We start from the raw sequence: 15784 nt of genomic DNA, 5'->3' as shown, positions 1-15784 counted from the left end.
AATGCGCTCGCGCGATGCGTGGCATCGGCGCGGCCCGGCGCGCCACGTTCAATAGGCATTGCTGCCCGCGAAGCCTTTCCACAGCGTCAGCACGACGATCTTGATGTCGAGCCAGAAGGTCCAGTGCTGCATGTAGTACAGATCGAGCTTCACGCGACCCATCATCTTTTCGATGCGGTCGGTTTCGCCGCGATAACCGTTGATTTGCGCCCAGCCGGTGATGCCGGGCTTGATCCGGTAGCGGTGCATATAGCCCTTCACCAGATCCTTGTAGATGTCGTCGTGCTCGAGCGCGTGCGGACGGGGGCCTACGACCGACATCTCGCCGCGCAGCACGTTGATGAACTGCGGCAGCTCGTCGAGGCTGGTGCGGCGCAGGAACGCGCCGACCGCGGTGATGCGCGGATCGCGCCGCGTCGCCTGGGTGATCTGGCCGGCCGCTTCCTTGTGGACCTTCATCGAGCGGAACTTAAAGATCTCGAACTCGCGGCCGTCGATGCCCTTGCGGCGCTGGCGGAAAAACACCGGTCCCGGCGAGCTGAGCTTCACCATCAGCGCGATCACGAGCATCAGCGGCGACAGCGCGAGCAACGCGCCGAGCGCGAACAGTCTGTCGAATACGCGCTTGGGCAGCACGCGCAGATCGGTGATCGGCGAGGCGGCGAGGTTGATCGCGGGCACGCCGAGCAGCTCGACCATCGGCTGATTGAACAGCGTCAGGCTGCCGACATCGGGGATGAAGCGGATGTTCACGAAGTCGTTGCGCAGATCCATCACGAAGCGATGGATCGCCTTCTCCTTCGAGATCGGCAGCGCGAGCCACAGCTCGCGGATCGAGCGCTGGCGCACCAGCTCGATCATGCGCTGATAGTCACGCTCGACCGGCACGCCAGCGACCGCGGGCGCCGCGTCCGGGTCTTCATATGGATTGATCGTGCCGCCCTCGTCGAACACGACCACGGGCGTGAAGCCGGCTTCCGGCCGGCCCCTCATCTGTTCGATCAGGAAGCGCCCATAAGGCGCGCCGCCGACGATCGCGACCGCGCGCTGATTGAAGCCCTCGCGGCGCAGTCCGCGCAGGATCGAATAGACGATCACCTTCGTGACGACCAGCAGCACGATCGACGCGAGCGCCCAGTACACGAGCCACAGCCGCGACAGGCTGTCGGCGCGGTGCACGCTGAAGCTGATCAGCACGCCGGTCACTTCGACCATCAGCCAGCCGCCCGTGACGCGCGACAGCAGATCGTAGAGCGGCTTGCCGCGCCACGACTGATAGATGCCGAGCGCCGGGAAGAACACCACCACGAGCAGGCAGCCGAACGCGAGCGACACGCTTTGCATATCGTCGAGCCATACCACCCTGCCGCTGTGCACGGCCGCCGCCGCCATCGCGGCGAGCGCGACCATGGCTATGTCGATGATTCTCGCTAGAACGCTCAGCATGCGCCGCCCCTCTGTTCGTCAGTCAAAGTGCGATCCGTCGGTTGGTTGAAATGGGTGTTGCATGCGGGTTTCACCGTTGCGCTTTTTATTTCCCATTTGCCTCGCGGCTGAATTGGACTGAATGCGCATGAACAGACCATCGCGGAAAAACCGCGGCCGGATGAGTGAATACCCTCGTACATGCCTCAATAAAGCGGTATTAAAATTCGCACGGCAAGGCCGCAAAAAATCTCAAATTGTATCGGTCAAAATTTCGGCATTTTTTGTGCATTTTGAGAGGTAATTTTTGCCGCATTCAGGCTCGACAGCGGTTTCCTAGCCGCCCATCCGAGGCCTTGCCCACCGAAACTTGCGCTTTTTCCAACAGTTCTGCCGGGGACGCCCGGCTCCATGGGTGCCATCATTCTTGCGCATCATTAAGCGAAAAAAATGCTTGTCGATTTTTTTCAGGTAATTTTTATTTTTGAATCAATCGGCGACACATTTTTTCCGGTATTTCGAATAAATTCGACGCGCGATTTATCCGATTTGTATTTAACGCGCTTTTATTGATTCTCGACTTCGTGATAAAACTCGACGCATTCATCCAGCCTCGAGGAGAGTTCACCATGACAGCTCCGGCCCCGGTCAAGCCCGCCTGCACCCGGCCCACCGCCGCCCCTTCGTCCACCTCCCCAACCGGAACCAGCGTCAAGCTCAAGGTTCATCCCGTGATTCTCGCCGGCGGCTCGGGCACCCGGCTGTGGCCGATGTCGCGCGAGCAGCATCCGAAGCAGCTGATCGGCCTGCTCGGCGACGAGTCGCTGCTGCAATCGACGACCCGCCGTCTCGATGGGCTCGAAGCCGGCTATCCGCTCGCCGGCCAGCTCGTGGTCGTCGCCAACGAAGAGCAGCGCTTCACGACGGCCGAACAGTTGCGCACGAGCGGCAAGCCGAGCCGGCTGATACTCGAACCGGTAGGCCGTGACACCGCGCCCGCGTTGACGGTGGCCGCGTTGTCCGTCGCCGCGCAGGACGAAGACGGCATCATGGTCGTGATGCCCGCCGATCACGCGGTCACCGACAGCGCAGGCTTTCACGCGGCGGTCGCCGCCGGCGTCCAGCATGCGGCCGCCGGCCGGATCGTGACGATGGGCATCGTGCCGACGCGCGCGGAAACCGGCTATGGCTATATCCGCATCGGCGCGCCGCTCGGTTCTGACGATGCGCAGGATGTTGGACAGACCGATGCATCGGCGCGCCTCGTCGCGCACCGCCTCGATAGCTTCGTCGAAAAGCCGCATCTGGAACTCGCGCGGCACTACGTCGAATCACGCGAATACTGGTGGAACAGCGGTATTTTCATCGTGCGCGCATCGACGTGGCTCAAAGCAATTCGCCATTTTCAACCGGCCATTTACGAAGCATCCGAAGCGGCCTTCGCGGGCAGCACGGCGGACGGCGACTTCTTCCGGCTGCAACGCGATGCGTTCGGCGCGTCGCCGTCGAATTCGATCGACTACGCGGTGATGGAAAAGCTCGGCGCCGATCAGAGCATCGCGTCGGGCGTGGTCGTGCCGCTGATGGCCGGCTGGTCCGACGTCGGTTCGTGGGACGCGATCTGGGACATCTCCGAGAAGGACGCCGATCGCAATGTGAGCCGCGGCCGCGTGATGTTCGAAGGTGCGAACTCGACCTTCGCGCATTCCGAAGGACGACTGATTGCCTGCGTCGGCACGCAGGATCTCGTCGTCGTCGAGACCGCCGATGCGATTCTCGTTGCCGATAAATCACGCGTGCAGGAGGTCAAGAAGATCGTCAACCGGATTCGCGAGGATGGCGGGCTCGAAGCGGCCAATCATCGCAAGGTGCATCGCCCGTGGGGCAACTACGATTCCGTCGACACCGGCGAACGCTTCCAGGTCAAGCGGATCGTCGTGAAGCCGGGTGCGCGGCTGTCATTGCAGATGCATCATCATCGCGCGGAGCACTGGATCGTCGTGCGCGGCACCGCGCTCGTCACGCGCGGCGACGAGCGCTTCATCGTGTCTGAAAACGAGTCGGCTTATATTCCGCTCGGCACCACGCATCGCCTCGAAAACCCGGGCAAGATGCCGCTCGAAATGATCGAGGTGCAGTCCGGTTCGTACCTCGGTGAAGACGATATCGTGCGCTTCGACGATACGTACGGACGGCAATGACGCGCGACCGGCCGCGATAACGATGCGGGACCCTGCGGCGGCGCCGGGCGGCCGCGGGGTCCGCCGGGGTCATCCCACGTACGAGATGAGTTCTTTGTAGGTCGCCGAAAAGTGCTCCACGGTGCCGCTGTCGGTCGTCACCGCGGGCGTGCTCGTCACGCTCGCGCTCGCGGTGTCCGACGGATAGCGGCGCAGCGGCACGCGCAATGCATTCGGTGATGGCTTCAGCTGCCCGTGCAAAGGCGCGCCGTGATTCGCGCTGCCATCGATCGACGCCGGTTCCGGCACATGACGCAGGCCTGCCAACGAGCGACTCGCCGAGCGCTGCACAGGGTTGCTCGATGCGGGTGCCGACGCAGGTTCAGCGGCGCTTGCCTCGGTCAGCGCGGCGGCCGCCGCGCCGGTTGCGCATTCGCGATCGATCCACTGACGTGCCCAGTCGAGCGCGAATTGCTGCGCGTGCTGCGCATCCTCGAAGCGCGGGCCGACGAGGCCGGAGCGCTCGACACGCTTGCCGTCCCTGATGATCTCCGCCCACCCGCGATACATCGCATTCGGCACTTCCTCGACCACCACGTAGATCAGATAACCGCGCGAGTCGGCGACCTGCATGCCGCTCGGCGCGAGGGCCATCGTCAGCGACGGGCGCGGCTCGTCGGGCGGGAAGGTCCCGGCCGTGTCGAATGCGGCGGGTTCGACATGCGCCACTGGCGCCGCGGCCGACGCGAATGTCGCCACGGGCGTCGCCGGCACTGCCGCGGGCCCGAGCCCCGACAATTGCCGCGTGATGTCGCCGATCGGATCGGCCGTGCGCCATTGGCTCAACGCACTCGCGACGCCGGGCGCCTGCCACGACTCGGGACTCTTCCACGACACGCCGCGCAGACTATTGTCTTCGCGCGGGCTCGGGGTTTGCGCAACCGGCGCCACGGGTCTGGCCGTAACGGGCGGCGCCGGTTGGGGAATGTACGCGAAGGTGCGGCCGCTCTGCGACAGCAGGCGGACCATCTCCAGCAGAGTGCCGTTCAGTTGCCACTCTTCGAAGCGGCGACGGCACGTGGGACCGGACGGATAGCGGCCCGGCAGCTTCGACCACGGCTCACCCGTGGTCATGATCCACAGCACCGCATTCGTCACGATGCGCGGTTCGGCGCGCGGCCGGCCGCGCCGGTTCAGACGGACGGCCGGCTCGTCGGAGACGAGCGGCGCGAGCAGCGCCCATTCGTCGTTGTTTAGCTCATCGAAAAACATTGGATTTTCTCCACGCGGCCTGGCCTGGCCGCGGCGTTGGGCCTGCCACGGATTCTCAGCGTTCACGACCCGTGTGCGGCCCTCGGTTGCACAAATTTGTTTTATCCGTTCGGCTCGCCGGAGCAGGCCGCCCACGCATGGTGCGGCTCTTCCCTATTGCGAAGCACAAAACGCGGTCTCACTCGTGCACGGGAAAATTTGTGCACGAAGCATACCATCCCGTTCTTTGCATGAGTACAGTTGAGACAAGTGTTACGGATAGAAACAATCTTTTCCGTTTCGCTGCGTCGATTCTCGTATTGCCGTAACAGAAGCCGCCTGCTTATCTGGCATCGAATCGGTCTATTGCAAAGCACAATACAGCATTGCCGAACAGAATGCGCTTTAAAAACGCAATTGCCAATCCAGCACGCATTTCTATGCCATTTGATGTTTGATGTGGTCGGCGGTGTCGAGCGTCGGCGAAAGAACGGCGACACGCACGTGCGGTGACATCGAGGCAATCGGAGGCGCGCATGCGGCTGCTGCGCATGCGCGGAGTTAGAGGCGAGAGCAAAGACGTTGAAGTCGCTTCGAGCGACGCTACGGGCGCACTGGTTTCGATGCGTGCTCGCCGACGACGGTGGTCCATTCGCGCACTCGCCAGCGCGTGACTAGTCCGGATAGCACGTACGGATCGGCCTTGGCAAAGGCTTGCGCGACTGCCGGCGAGGTGCCGGTGAAGAGCAGCACCGCCCCGTCCGTCGGCTCGGTGAGCGCGCCGGCCAGCAGCAGTTCGCCCCGTTCGGCGGCGGCCCAAGCGAGTTTCAGATGCGCGTCGCGGTACTCGCCGCGTCGCTCCAGATAGTCGGGTACCAACTCGTACATCAACAGGTAATGCATGGTAAGTCTCCTCGCAACGATGAAGGTTGACACCAGTGCCGGCATGCATCGGAGCGCGATTCTGCACAACGGAGGCTGCCGAATTTCATGCCAATTTTCTATTCAGTTGCATTGCAGCAATGTAGAAATCCTGATTGCCTGTCGGCAATATATCCAAATACCGCGATCCGTAATTTCTATTCAATAAGCAAGGAATAATCGGCGCAACCAATCTGCATTGCATAACAAAATTCGCGCGCTCGTTGATTCGATCGTTTCAAACGCCGCATCACCGCTTGCTTTGCGCCACTCAGGGAAAACGAGCGCGCACCGCTGTCAACCAGAATGCATTTCGAGCCGTTCTGGCAGACGGCATTTGCCATAATGGATGCGCCGATGGGCCCGTGGATGCCGTCGTCGCCCGCGCGCATAAACGATCAGAAACGTTTTCACCACCGATGGAGTGTCCCATGAAAATCCAATCCGCTATCGCTACGCTGGTGTTGGGCGCGGTACTCGTATCGCCGGCGTTCGCGGCGAACAGCCAGCAGACCAAGATGGCCGACTGCAACAAGCAGGCCGGCGACAAGAAGGGCGACGAGCGCAAGGCGTTCATGCAAACCTGTCTTTCCGCGAAGCCGGCAGCCGCCGCGCCGATGAGCCAGCAGGACAAGATGAAGGCCTGCAACAAGCAGGCGGGCGACAAGAAAGGCGACGACCGCAAGGCGTTCATGAAGACCTGCCTGTCCTCGTCGGCGCCCGCCAACTGAGCGAGACGCGTAGCCGTTCCTCCAGCCGGCGCGCTGCCTGTCGACGCGGCGCCGGCGCATCGTTCCACCCACGCGGCGCTCCGCTCGCCCCCTTCTTCGTAGCCCACCGGCGCAACGCGCCGTTTTCTTCTATGATGGCTGCGGAGACGGCCCACCCTCACATATAGAACCAATTAAAACGGGGCCGCCATCTTGTCGTTGGTGCTACTGAGCATCGATTGGAGGCAAGGATGGTATCGAAGCACAAAAACCGCTGGTTAAGGCGGTGGTTGCTGGTCATCATATTCTGGGCCGTGCCCGTGGCGATCGTCGCGGTCAACGAGATCCGCGAGGAAATGTCGTACAACGCGGTCGATCTCGAGCGCGCGCTGACCACCTGGAATTTCACTCAGGCGCAGCGCGCTGCCGGCGCGCCCGCGCATTGCCATGGCAAGCCCGACGAGGCAAAGGCCGCCGGCTGCCCGGCCGACGTGCTGGCCGCCAACGCGCCGCGTCAGCAGGAGGCGATCAACGAATACAACGTGCGTCGCTCGACGCTGTTCGCGTATCTGTGGCACGCGTTCGTCGGCTATTGGATCGTGCCGGCGGCGATCCTGTTCGCGATCGGCGCGATCATCGGCATGGTGCGCCGCGCGCTGCGGCGCCCGCCCGCGGTCAAGAGTCCGGTGAATCACGGGTGAGCGGCGGCCGCGCCGCTGCTACTCCGCTGCCATTTGCTGCGTCGAAACAACACTTTCATTTCCATGTCGATGGGCCGCCGCGCCACGCGAAAATCGGTAAAAACAGGCGCATCGCGGGGCTGCGGCGAAGCGTCACCAAAATCGCCTCGCCTCGGGCGCTCGTCTGCTTCGCCTCCTCCGAGCTTCGCTCGACGCGTACTTCGACGCCGCCCGGCGGGCCGGTCAAAATTACTGAAAAGCACCTTGGGATTAGCCTCAAACCCTTGTTCCATAAGGCTTTTCGCGTTGCCACGCAACGCGCCTTTTAGACCGGGCTGTGTTATAACTCAGAGGCAACCAGGCGACATCAACACGGTTGCGCCCCGGATCCACCACGGAGAAAAACGATGCAAAGACGACACTTCATGTTGAAGACGACCGCTGCGCTAGCTTTCGGAGGCCTTGCACTCGCCGGGTGCACGACGACGGGCAACACTCCGGACAATGCTCATGTCAACGCCTCGAAACGGCAGTCGATCGACGCCAGCGTCGACGGCACGCTGTCCAGGCTGTTCACGACCGTGCCGGGCTCGCGCGAGCTGGTGTCGAAGGCGCGCGGTGTGCTGGTGTTCCCGTCGGTGATACAGGCGGGCTTCATCGTCGGCGGTCAGTATGGCGAAGGCGCATTGCGAGTGGGCGGCGCGACGGTCGGCTACTACAGCACCGTGTCGGGCTCGTTGGGCCTGACGGCGGGCGCGCAGTCGAAGGCACTGATCTTCCTGTTCATGACGCAGGATTCGCTCGACAAATTCCGCAACGCGGACGGCTGGTCGGCGGGCGTCGATGCATCGGTCGCGCTCGTGAAGATCGGCGCGAACGGCGCCGTCGACACGACCACGGCCACCGCGCCGGTGCAGGTTTTCGTGTTGACCAACGCGGGCCTGATGGGCGACGTGTCGCTGCAAGGCACGAAGGTCACGCGGCTGAAGATCTGAGCGCGTTGCCCGGCACGCGTCGCTGAACACCTGCGCGCGTGCATCCCGAGACACGCGCAGGCTTTGCATCCGGATCGCATCGCGGCGAAGGCCGCGCGAGGGACCCTGTGTGGGCCATCGCGCGGCCTTTTTGTCGTGCGATGCCGATGCCGACGCTCAAACGCGAGAAAACTCAAGCGCGAAAACAAACGGCGCCGCGCATCGCGCACCGCCGTTCTTCACTTCGACACGTGCGAACGATCCCGCGTCAAGCGCCCGACGAATCGATCACCTTGAACCGCGAGCGTTTCTGCGCGCGAATCACCGACTGATACGCCTCCACATACTGACGCGCCATCCGGTGCGACGTGAAGCGCTCCTCGAAGCGGCGCCGCACGCCCGCGCGCGGCACCTTGTGCAGCCGGTTGACGGCCGCCACCGCGCCGATCTCGTCCTCGACGATGAACCCGGTCACGCCCTCTTCGAGCACTTCCGGCACCGAGCCGCGATTGAACGCGATCACCGGCGTGCCGCATGCCATCGCCTCGATCATCACGAGACCGAACGGCTCCGGCCAGTCGATCGGAAACAGCAGCGCATGCGCGCCCGACAAAAACTCGGCCTTCTGATGATCGGCGATCTCGCCGATGTACTCGACGTACGGCAGGTCGAGCAACGGCCGGATATCGCGCTCGAAGTATTCGCGGTCGGCCGCATCGACCTTGGCGGCGATGCGGATCGGCATGCCGCAGCGGCCCGCGATGCGGATCGCCGTATCGACGCGTTTTTCCGGCGAAATCCGGCCGAGAAACGCGAGGTACTTCTGCTCGACCGGTTGCGGCGTATAGAGCTGCTCCGGCAGGCCGTGATAGACCGTGGTGAGCCAGCGCGCCTGCGGCAGCGGATGACGCTGCGCATTCGAGATCGAGATCACCGGCACCGAGTTGAAGGTGTCGAACACCGGCTGCTGCTCGGGCAGATCGAGCCGCCCGTGCATCGTCGTGACGAACGGCGTTTCCTGCCGCTTGAATACCGAGAACGAGTAATAGTCGAGATGGAAATGCAGCACGTCGAAGTCTTCGGCCTGGCGGCGCACCAGTTCCATCAGCAGCATGTGCGGCGCGACGCGGTCGCGAATGCCCGGATCGAGCCGCAGCGCGCGCGGCCACACCGGTTCGAGCTTCGCGTTCGTGACGGAGTCGCCACTCGCGAACAGCGTCACGTCGTGGCCCTGCTCGACCAGCGCCTCGGTGATGTACGACACGACCCGCTCCGTGCCGCCGTAAAGCTTCGGCGGCACCGATTCGGTCAGCGGGGCGATCTGCGCAATCTTCATATTGTGTCTCCGTGAGCCGGCGGCTGCCGCGCAATCGCGATGCCGTCGGCGACGCCGAGTATGACAGCGCCATGACGTCGGATCAATTCACGCGGTCCCTAAGCCCCGCATGCATCGTCGCTACGGAGGATTATTCCCTGGCGGCGGTGGAAAAGCCGCAGGTCTTGCAATTGCTCGGTGCTGTTACATACGGCTTACATCCAGTGACACGGGGCCGCGCGCCGGCTTTGGCCGAACTTTGCCTTTGCCGCGCCATCACCGCGTCGTCATTGGTGGCCCCCACCCTCGCCCGATCGGCGCACGGGCACGCTGCGCAAATCTCTGAGAAAGCTGTCGCGCCATACACCGAGATCGTTCTCGCGCAGAGCGGCCATGTTGATCTCGTGACGCCGCTGGCGCGCGTCGAGCGGCATCTGCAGTGCGCGCTGCAAGGCTTCGCACATGCCGATCGCATCGTGCGGATTGACGAGCACCGCGCCGGAAAGCTCGGCCGCGGCGCCCGCGAAAATCGACAGCACGAGTACGCCGGGATCATCGGGATTCTGCGCGGCCACGTACTCCTTCGCGACGAGGTTCATGCCGTCGTGCAGCGGCGTGACGAAGCCGATCTGCGACTCGCGAAACAGCGACATCAGCTTCCAGCGGTCGTACTGCTGGTTCAGATAGCGGATCGGCGTGTAATCGAGCCCCGAGTAGCGGCCGTTGATGCGCCCCGCCTCGTATTCGAGATCCTGGCGGATCTTCTGATAGGTCGCGACGTCCGAACGCGTCGGTGGCGCGATCTGCACGAGCGTGACGTTGCCGCGCCATTCGGGCGAGCGTTCGAGCAGCAGTTCGAACGCGCGAAACCGCTCGACCAGCCCCTTCGAATAATCGAGCCGGTCGACGCTCATGATCAGCTTGCGCCCTTCGAGGCTTTGCTTCAGTTCGAGCACATGCTGGCGACTTTCGTAGCGCTTGGCCTGCTCGGCGATTTCGTCGGGGAACACGCCGATCCGATACACGCCGGTGCGCAGCTTGCGCCCGAACGCCTCGACGATGCCGTCGGCGCTGACCGTGCCGCGCGCGTGACGGGTCACGTAGTCGTGGAACGCCTGCTGGTCGGTGGCGGTCTGGAAGCCGAGCAGGTCGTAGCACGACAGCGACTTGACGAGCTCCTCGTGCGGCGGAATGTTGAGCAGGATCTGCGGCGCGGGAAACGGGATGTGCAGGAAGAAGCCGATGCGGTTCGTCACGCCCTCGCTGCGCAGCGCCTCGGCGAACGGGATCAGATGGTAGTCGTGAATCCAGATGATGTCGTCCGGTTCGAGCAGCTTGACCAGCTTGTGCGCGAGCCACGCGTTGACGCGCCGGTAGCCGGCGTACTCGTCGCGCTCGTAGCGCGCGAGGTCGTTGCGGTAGTGGAATACCGGCCACAGCGTCGCGTTCGAGAAGCCGCGGTAGTACTGGTCGTAGTCCTTGCGCGTGAGGCCGACGGTCGCGAAGGTCACCGCGCCGTCCTGCTCGAGCATCGGCCCCGCGTTGGCGACCGTCTCGCTGACCACGTCGCCGCTCCAGCCGAACCAGACGCCGCCTGCATCCTTGAGCGCGCCGAATACGCCGACGGCCAGTCCGCCCGCCGATCCCTTGGTCTCCGTCGGCGTCGCGACGCGATTCGACACGACGATCAATCGGCCCATAGTGCATGTCCTCCGTAGTTCTTGCGCTGCGCCGCGCCGACTGCGCGGGCGTGGTGCGCCCGTAAAGAGCAATCGGTGTACCCGGGCTTCGTTGGGCGTGAGCGGGCTCGACGTTCGCGGCGCGCGATTCGTGATTGGCGCTCGGCAACGCCTGGCTAAGCCTGCTCCTTCGCCTTCTGCGGGACCTCGGCCGTGCCAGTGCGGCCGAGGCGGCTCGCCACCGGATCGGCTTCCGTATGCGCGGCGGTGCTGCCGGCGGGCGCCTGGCGGCTGCGCGGCAGCCAGTCGATCGGGCCAGCGCCGCTCGTCTCCAGCTCCGCCGACACCTCCGCACGCGCCCGCGGCAGGTATTCCGGGTAATGCCGGTGCACGAAATCGAGCAGCCCTTCCCGCACGCGGCAGCGCAAATCCCACGCGAGGCCGGAATCGGGCGCGCTGACGAGCGCGCGCAACTGCATCGCGCGCTCGGTGCAGTCCGTCACTTGCAGCACCTGCACGCGGCGGTCCCACTCGGGTGCATTCTCGACGATGCGCGCGAGCTCCTCGCGCAGCGGCGCGAGCGGCATCCGGTAATCGACGAACAGGAACACGGTGCCGATGATCTGCGAGCTGTTGCGCGTCCAGTTCGTGAACGGGTTTTCGATAAACCATTGCAGCGGCACGATCAGGCGGCGCTGGTCCCACAGCCGCACCGACACGTAGGTGCCGGTGATTTCCTCGATGCGCCCCCACTCGTTCTGGATCACGACGACGTCGTCGAGGCGGATCGGCTGCGACAGCGCGATCTGCAAACCGGCGATCAGGTTGCCGAGCACCGGCCGCGCCGCGATACCGGCGACCAGACCGGCGACGCCGGCCGAAGCCAGCAGGCTCGCGCCGATTTGCCGCACATTGGGCAAGGTCATCAGAGCACCGCCGACACCGATGATCACGATCACGATCATCACCGAGCGCGCGAGCACACGCGCCTGCGTATGGATGCGGCGCGCTTGCAGGTTATCGGCGCTATCGAGCGGATGAGCGCGGATGATCGCTTCGCCGATCGCCGCGGCCGAGCGCACCGACAGCCACGTCAGTGCGGCGATCAGCGCGATGCCGGTGATGTCGCGCACCGGTTCGATGAAGTTGAGGGTATCGGGCGCCTCGGACCAGACCCACGCGAACACGAGGATCACGAGGACGAACAGCGAGGGCTTGTCGATATAGCGCAGCACGACGCTCGTCAGCGCATGCGGTCGCGCTAGACGCATCACGACGCGCGCGCCAAGGCGGTGAACGCCGATCGCCACGATCGTCACGAATGCCGTCACGATCAGCGCGCCGAGCCACGTATGCAGCGGCGCGGCGGCCACGCGGTAGAAGTCGTCGATAGTAGGCATAACGGGCATCTTCCTCCGGGCTCGATGAGCGGCGGCGCGCCTGCGGGACTACTGACATCCGGGGGCGCCCCCAGCGGGAGCGACGACCCCGACACCCAAGGCGCTCGACGGCGCCTGGGGCGTTACAACGGGTTCTTCGATGCGCGGCGGTTGTCGATCAGCCGCCGCTCTTGCACGGAAACGCCTTGCCGAGACCCAGCGAAATCGCCGTGCTAGCGTTGTAGCCCGCGGCGTTAGGATTCTCGGCGATGTACTTGCGCACGGCGTCGGTCAACTGCGCCGAGCGCGCATCCGGCGGCAGGCAGAAGTACTGGCCGACGCGCGGACCGGTGGTGCCGCCGATCGCGTCGATCGTGTTGAAGATGCCGTCGGCCGCGCCTTCTATGTAGGCCGCGCAGGCGCTACGCGAAGCGATGTCCGTCTTGGTGCACAGCTTGTTGAGGTCGCCTCCCGTAAACGCGGCTGCCGAAAGCGGCAAGGCAAGCGCGCCGGCGAAAATCAATGCCCGCAGCATGGTGTTCCTTTTCCAGGGTTGTTTATCACGCGGTCTTTCTGCCGCGTCCGGGCGGCGCGCTACGCGGCGCGCCGAAGTCGTCATTCTGCACTGTTTTACACGGCGGCAGCAGGCCCGCTGCCGCGCGGCTCGGACAAAACCGCAGCAAAACGGCACGGCCTCGCGGGCCCGCCGCGCCGCCTGCCGACAGCGTCATTGTTTCTGCTGCTGGGTCTGCTGCATGCGGGCCGTGAGTCCTTCGACGACGTCCGGCTCCTTGTAGGTCTTGGCGAAATCGAGCGCGGTCATGCCGATCTGGTTTTTCACCGACAGGTCCGCGCCGTTGTCGAGCAGCAGCTTGACCGTCGACACGTGGCCGCCGCGCGCGGCCATCATCAGCGGCGTGGTGCCGTTCGGCGAGCCCGTGTCGACGTAGGCCGAGTGGTCGAGCAGCACCTTGACGATGTCGTCGTGGCCGTTGGCGGCCGCGTAGTGCAGCGGCGCCCAGCCCTTCTTGTTGACCTCGGCGTCCTTCGCGATCAGCAGATTCACGAGGTTCAGGTCGCCGACCAGCGACGCCATCATCAGCGCATTCTCGCCGGCCTTGTCCTGGATCTCGATGTCGGTTTTCGGATTCGCGAGCAACGCGGCCACGACCTTGTCGGATTTCTCGCGGGCGGCGATCACCAGCAGCGGCATGCCCTGATTGTCGACGCTGTTCGGGTCCATGCCCTTAGCGAGCAGCTTTTTGACGCCGTCGACGTCGTCGAACTTGACCGCCTTGATGAGCGTGTCGATCGGCGCTGCATGCGCGGGCACCGCGACCAGCGCCGCGCAGGCGAGCGCGGCGGCGCACGCAAGACGGCGTGCCGGCGCGAGAGCCCGGGCGGCCGGCCCGGCGGACAGCGGTTGGAAAGCAGCGGACGACGTCGAAATATTTTTCATATGGTACTTTAGGAAAGCTTCCTATCTCTTTGATGTTACTCGGCTTTTTCAGACACCGGCCGGCGCGGCGATTCCGAACAGCCTGAAGAAGTTTTGCGTGGTTGCGGCGGCCAGCGCCTCGTCCGGCATCTCGCGTTGCTGCGCGATGAAGCGTCCGACATAACTGACGTACGCAGGTTCATTCGGCTTGCCGCGATACGGCACCGGCGCCAGATACGGCGAATCGGTTTCGATCAGCAGACGCTCGAGCGGCACGCGGCGCGCGACCTCCTGCACATCGGTCGCGTTCTTGAACGTGACGATGCCCGACAGCGAAATGTAAAAATTCTGCGCAAGCGCCTGCTCGGCGATGGCCCACGGTTCGGTGAAGCAATGCATCACGCCGCCCGGCACGCCCGCGCGCTCCTCGGCCATGATGCGCAACGTATCTTCCGACGATGAACGGGTGTGGATGATGAGCGGCTTGCCGGTCGCGTGCGCGGCGCGGATGTGCGTGCGAAAGCGCTCGCGCTGCCACTCCATGTCGGCGATCGAGCGGCCTTCGAGGCGGTAGTAGTCGAGCCCGGTTTCGCCGATCGCGACGACCTTCGGGTGCTCGGCCAGTTCGACCAGTTCGGCCACGCTCGGCTCGCGCATGTGCTCGTGATCGGGATGCACGCCGACCGACGCGTACACGTTGTCATGGCGGTTGGCGATATCCAGCACCGACGGCAGCGTTTCGAGGTCCACCGACACGCACAGCGCGTGCGACACCGAATGGCTGCGCATGTTTTCGAGCACTTGCGGCAGACGGTCCGCGAGTCCTTCGAAGTTGATATGGCAGTGTGAATCGACAAACATGGTCAGGTCCTGCGAAAAAAGGGCTTTGCGGCCGGGCGACGGCATGGCCGGGGCCGCTTGGGACGGCTCAGGTAGCTTGCTTAGGTAGCGTGCGCAAGGCGCTTGCCAAGAATCACCAGATCGCGCTCGACGCCGTCCAGCACCGCGACGCGCGGCAGCGTGCCCCATGCGTCGAAGCCGAAGCCGCGGAACAGCCGCACGCTCGCTTCATTGTGACCGAACACGAAGCCGAGCACCGTGTCGATGCCAAGACCGGGTGCCGCTTCGAGCGACGCCGCCAGCAACTGCTTGCCGAGACCCTTGCCGCGCGCGCTTTCGTCGAGATAGATGCTGACTTCGGCGGTGCGCTGGTAGGCCGGACGCCCATAAAAATCGGAAAAGCTCAGCCACGCGATCACGCGGGCCGCCTGCTGCGGATCTTCGACCACCCACAGCGGCCGCTTCTGCGGGCCGTGCGCATGAAACCATGCATGCCGGCTCTCGATGCTGACCGGCTCGAGGTCCGCAGTGACCTGACGCGACGGAATCGTCGAATTGTAGATGGCGACGATCGCGGGCAGATCGTCGAGCGTGGCGTCGCGGTAGGAAAGGCTCATGGTGGCTTGGCTTGAATGGAATAAGACGGAAGGCTGTCTGGCTGCGGGCTCACGCAAACAGCGCGCGATAGCCGATGAACAGTTCCTCGAACACGAGCCGCGGGTTGAGCGGATGGTTTTCGACCGCGCGCTGGCGCGTAACGGTGCGCAGAAAGCGTGCGAATGCATTGGCGTCGGCCTGCGCGGCGCAGCGCGCGAGCGCGGCAGACGCCTGCGGGAAATAGCGCGGCGCGCCAGCGGTGCGCTGCGCGAGCAGATCGTACATCCAGCGCTGCAGCCAGCCGAGCACGAGCGGCACCGGCAGCTTCTGCAGCGCCTCGCCACAGGCGAATGCGTCGCAGCCGGCGCCGGCCGCGAGCTGCTTGAGCGTCCAGT

Annotated in this window: 16 protein-coding genes and 1 pseudogene; 5 read left to right on the top strand and 12 right to left on the bottom strand. The window is 64.3% G+C overall.

Going from position 1 to position 15784, the window contains the following annotated elements:
• Nucleotides 1-48 precede the first annotated feature (48 nt).
• Nucleotides 49-1446: an undecaprenyl-phosphate glucose phosphotransferase gene (locus tag AB3X94_RS32985; RefSeq protein WP_368613703.1), complete on the bottom strand. Its 1398-nt coding sequence runs from the start codon at nucleotides 1444-1446 to the stop codon at nucleotides 49-51.
• 608 nt (nucleotides 1447-2054) lie between these two features.
• Here AB3X94_RS32985 and AB3X94_RS32980 point away from each other — a divergent pair.
• Entirely contained in the window at nucleotides 2055-3626 is a 1572-nt protein-coding gene (locus AB3X94_RS32980) for a mannose-1-phosphate guanylyltransferase/mannose-6-phosphate isomerase (RefSeq protein ID WP_368613702.1), read from the top strand.
• Between the two features lie 69 nt (nucleotides 3627-3695).
• Here AB3X94_RS32980 and AB3X94_RS32975 read toward each other — a convergent pair whose 3' ends face one another.
• The 3 genes from AB3X94_RS32975 to AB3X94_RS32965 all read right to left on the bottom strand — a co-directional run bounded on the left by AB3X94_RS32975 (nucleotide 3696) and on the right by AB3X94_RS32965 (nucleotide 6169).
• Entirely contained in the window at nucleotides 3696-4877 is a 1182-nt protein-coding gene (locus AB3X94_RS32975) for a transposase (RefSeq protein WP_368613701.1), read from the bottom strand.
• Between the two features lie 582 nt (nucleotides 4878-5459).
• Nucleotides 5460-5759, bottom strand: a complete 300-nt coding sequence (locus tag AB3X94_RS32970; RefSeq protein WP_176108564.1) for a YciI-like protein — start codon at nucleotides 5757-5759, stop codon at nucleotides 5460-5462.
• Nucleotides 5760-5935: 176 nt separating this feature from the next.
• On the bottom strand, nucleotides 5936-6169 hold the full coding sequence (locus AB3X94_RS32965; protein WP_368613700.1) for a hypothetical protein: 234 nt from the start codon (nucleotides 6167-6169) through the stop codon (nucleotides 5936-5938).
• Nucleotides 6170-6208: 39 nt separating this feature from the next.
• Between AB3X94_RS32965 and AB3X94_RS32960 the strand changes: the two genes are divergently transcribed.
• The 4 genes from AB3X94_RS32960 to AB3X94_RS32945 all read left to right on the top strand — a co-directional run bounded on the left by AB3X94_RS32960 (nucleotide 6209) and on the right by AB3X94_RS32945 (nucleotide 8162).
• Entirely contained in the window at nucleotides 6209-6508 is a 300-nt protein-coding gene (locus tag AB3X94_RS32960) for a PsiF family protein (protein ID WP_018431983.1), read from the top strand.
• Between the two features lie 230 nt (nucleotides 6509-6738).
• Nucleotides 6739-7188, top strand: a complete 450-nt coding sequence (locus tag AB3X94_RS32955) for a hypothetical protein (RefSeq protein ID WP_176108566.1) — start codon at nucleotides 6739-6741, stop codon at nucleotides 7186-7188.
• Nucleotides 7185-7496 (top strand): hypothetical protein, encoded by a 312-nt coding sequence (locus tag AB3X94_RS32950; protein WP_176108567.1) that lies wholly within the window; start codon nucleotides 7185-7187, stop codon nucleotides 7494-7496. Before AB3X94_RS32955 ends, AB3X94_RS32950 begins: the two co-directional genes overlap by 4 nt.
• 78 nt (nucleotides 7497-7574) lie before the next feature.
• Nucleotides 7575-8162 (top strand): YSC84-related protein, encoded by a 588-nt coding sequence (locus tag AB3X94_RS32945; protein WP_176108568.1) that lies wholly within the window; start codon nucleotides 7575-7577, stop codon nucleotides 8160-8162.
• A 247-nt stretch (nucleotides 8163-8409) separates the two neighbouring features.
• Here the strand turns inward: AB3X94_RS32945 and AB3X94_RS32940 are convergent, their stop codons facing one another.
• The 8 genes and pseudogenes from AB3X94_RS32940 to AB3X94_RS32905 all read right to left on the bottom strand — a co-directional run.
• Complete coding sequence (locus AB3X94_RS32940; protein ID WP_176108569.1) at nucleotides 8410-9477, bottom strand: glycosyltransferase family 4 protein; 1068 nt, start codon at nucleotides 9475-9477, stop codon at nucleotides 8410-8412.
• A gap of 266 nt (nucleotides 9478-9743) precedes the next feature.
• Nucleotides 9744-11156, bottom strand: coding sequence for an alpha,alpha-trehalose-phosphate synthase (UDP-forming) (gene otsA, locus AB3X94_RS32935; RefSeq protein WP_176108570.1), 1413 nt, complete (start codon nucleotides 11154-11156; stop codon nucleotides 9744-9746).
• Between the two features lie 155 nt (nucleotides 11157-11311).
• Nucleotides 11312-12535 carry a mechanosensitive ion channel family protein gene (locus AB3X94_RS32930; RefSeq protein WP_176108571.1) on the bottom strand — a complete coding sequence of 408 codons (1224 nt, stop codon included), beginning with the start codon at nucleotides 12533-12535 and terminating at the stop codon, nucleotides 11312-11314.
• A gap of 157 nt (nucleotides 12536-12692) precedes the next feature.
• A complete protein-coding gene (locus AB3X94_RS32925) occupies nucleotides 12693-13049 on the bottom strand; it encodes a Rap1a/Tai family immunity protein (protein ID WP_176108572.1) in 357 nt (118 codons plus the stop codon).
• Between the two features lie 192 nt (nucleotides 13050-13241).
• Nucleotides 13242-13973 carry an ankyrin repeat domain-containing protein gene (locus tag AB3X94_RS32920; RefSeq protein WP_368613699.1) on the bottom strand — a complete coding sequence of 244 codons (732 nt, stop codon included), beginning with the start codon at nucleotides 13971-13973 and terminating at the stop codon, nucleotides 13242-13244.
• Between the two features lie 48 nt (nucleotides 13974-14021).
• Nucleotides 14022-14813, bottom strand: coding sequence for a TatD family hydrolase (locus AB3X94_RS32915; RefSeq protein ID WP_368613698.1), 792 nt, complete (start codon nucleotides 14811-14813; stop codon nucleotides 14022-14024).
• A gap of 80 nt (nucleotides 14814-14893) precedes the next feature.
• Complete coding sequence (locus tag AB3X94_RS32910) at nucleotides 14894-15409, bottom strand: N-acetyltransferase family protein (RefSeq protein WP_368613697.1); 516 nt, start codon at nucleotides 15407-15409, stop codon at nucleotides 14894-14896.
• A gap of 49 nt (nucleotides 15410-15458) precedes the next feature.
• A pseudogene (locus AB3X94_RS32905) lies at nucleotides 15459-15784 on the bottom strand (DNA polymerase III subunit delta'); the annotation flags it as partial.

Source organism: Paraburkholderia sp. BR10923, assembly GCF_040948765.1.
GTDB classification, from domain to species: Bacteria; Pseudomonadota; Gammaproteobacteria; order Burkholderiales; family Burkholderiaceae; genus Paraburkholderia; species Paraburkholderia youngii.
This window is presented reverse-complemented; position numbering and strand designations above follow the sequence as displayed.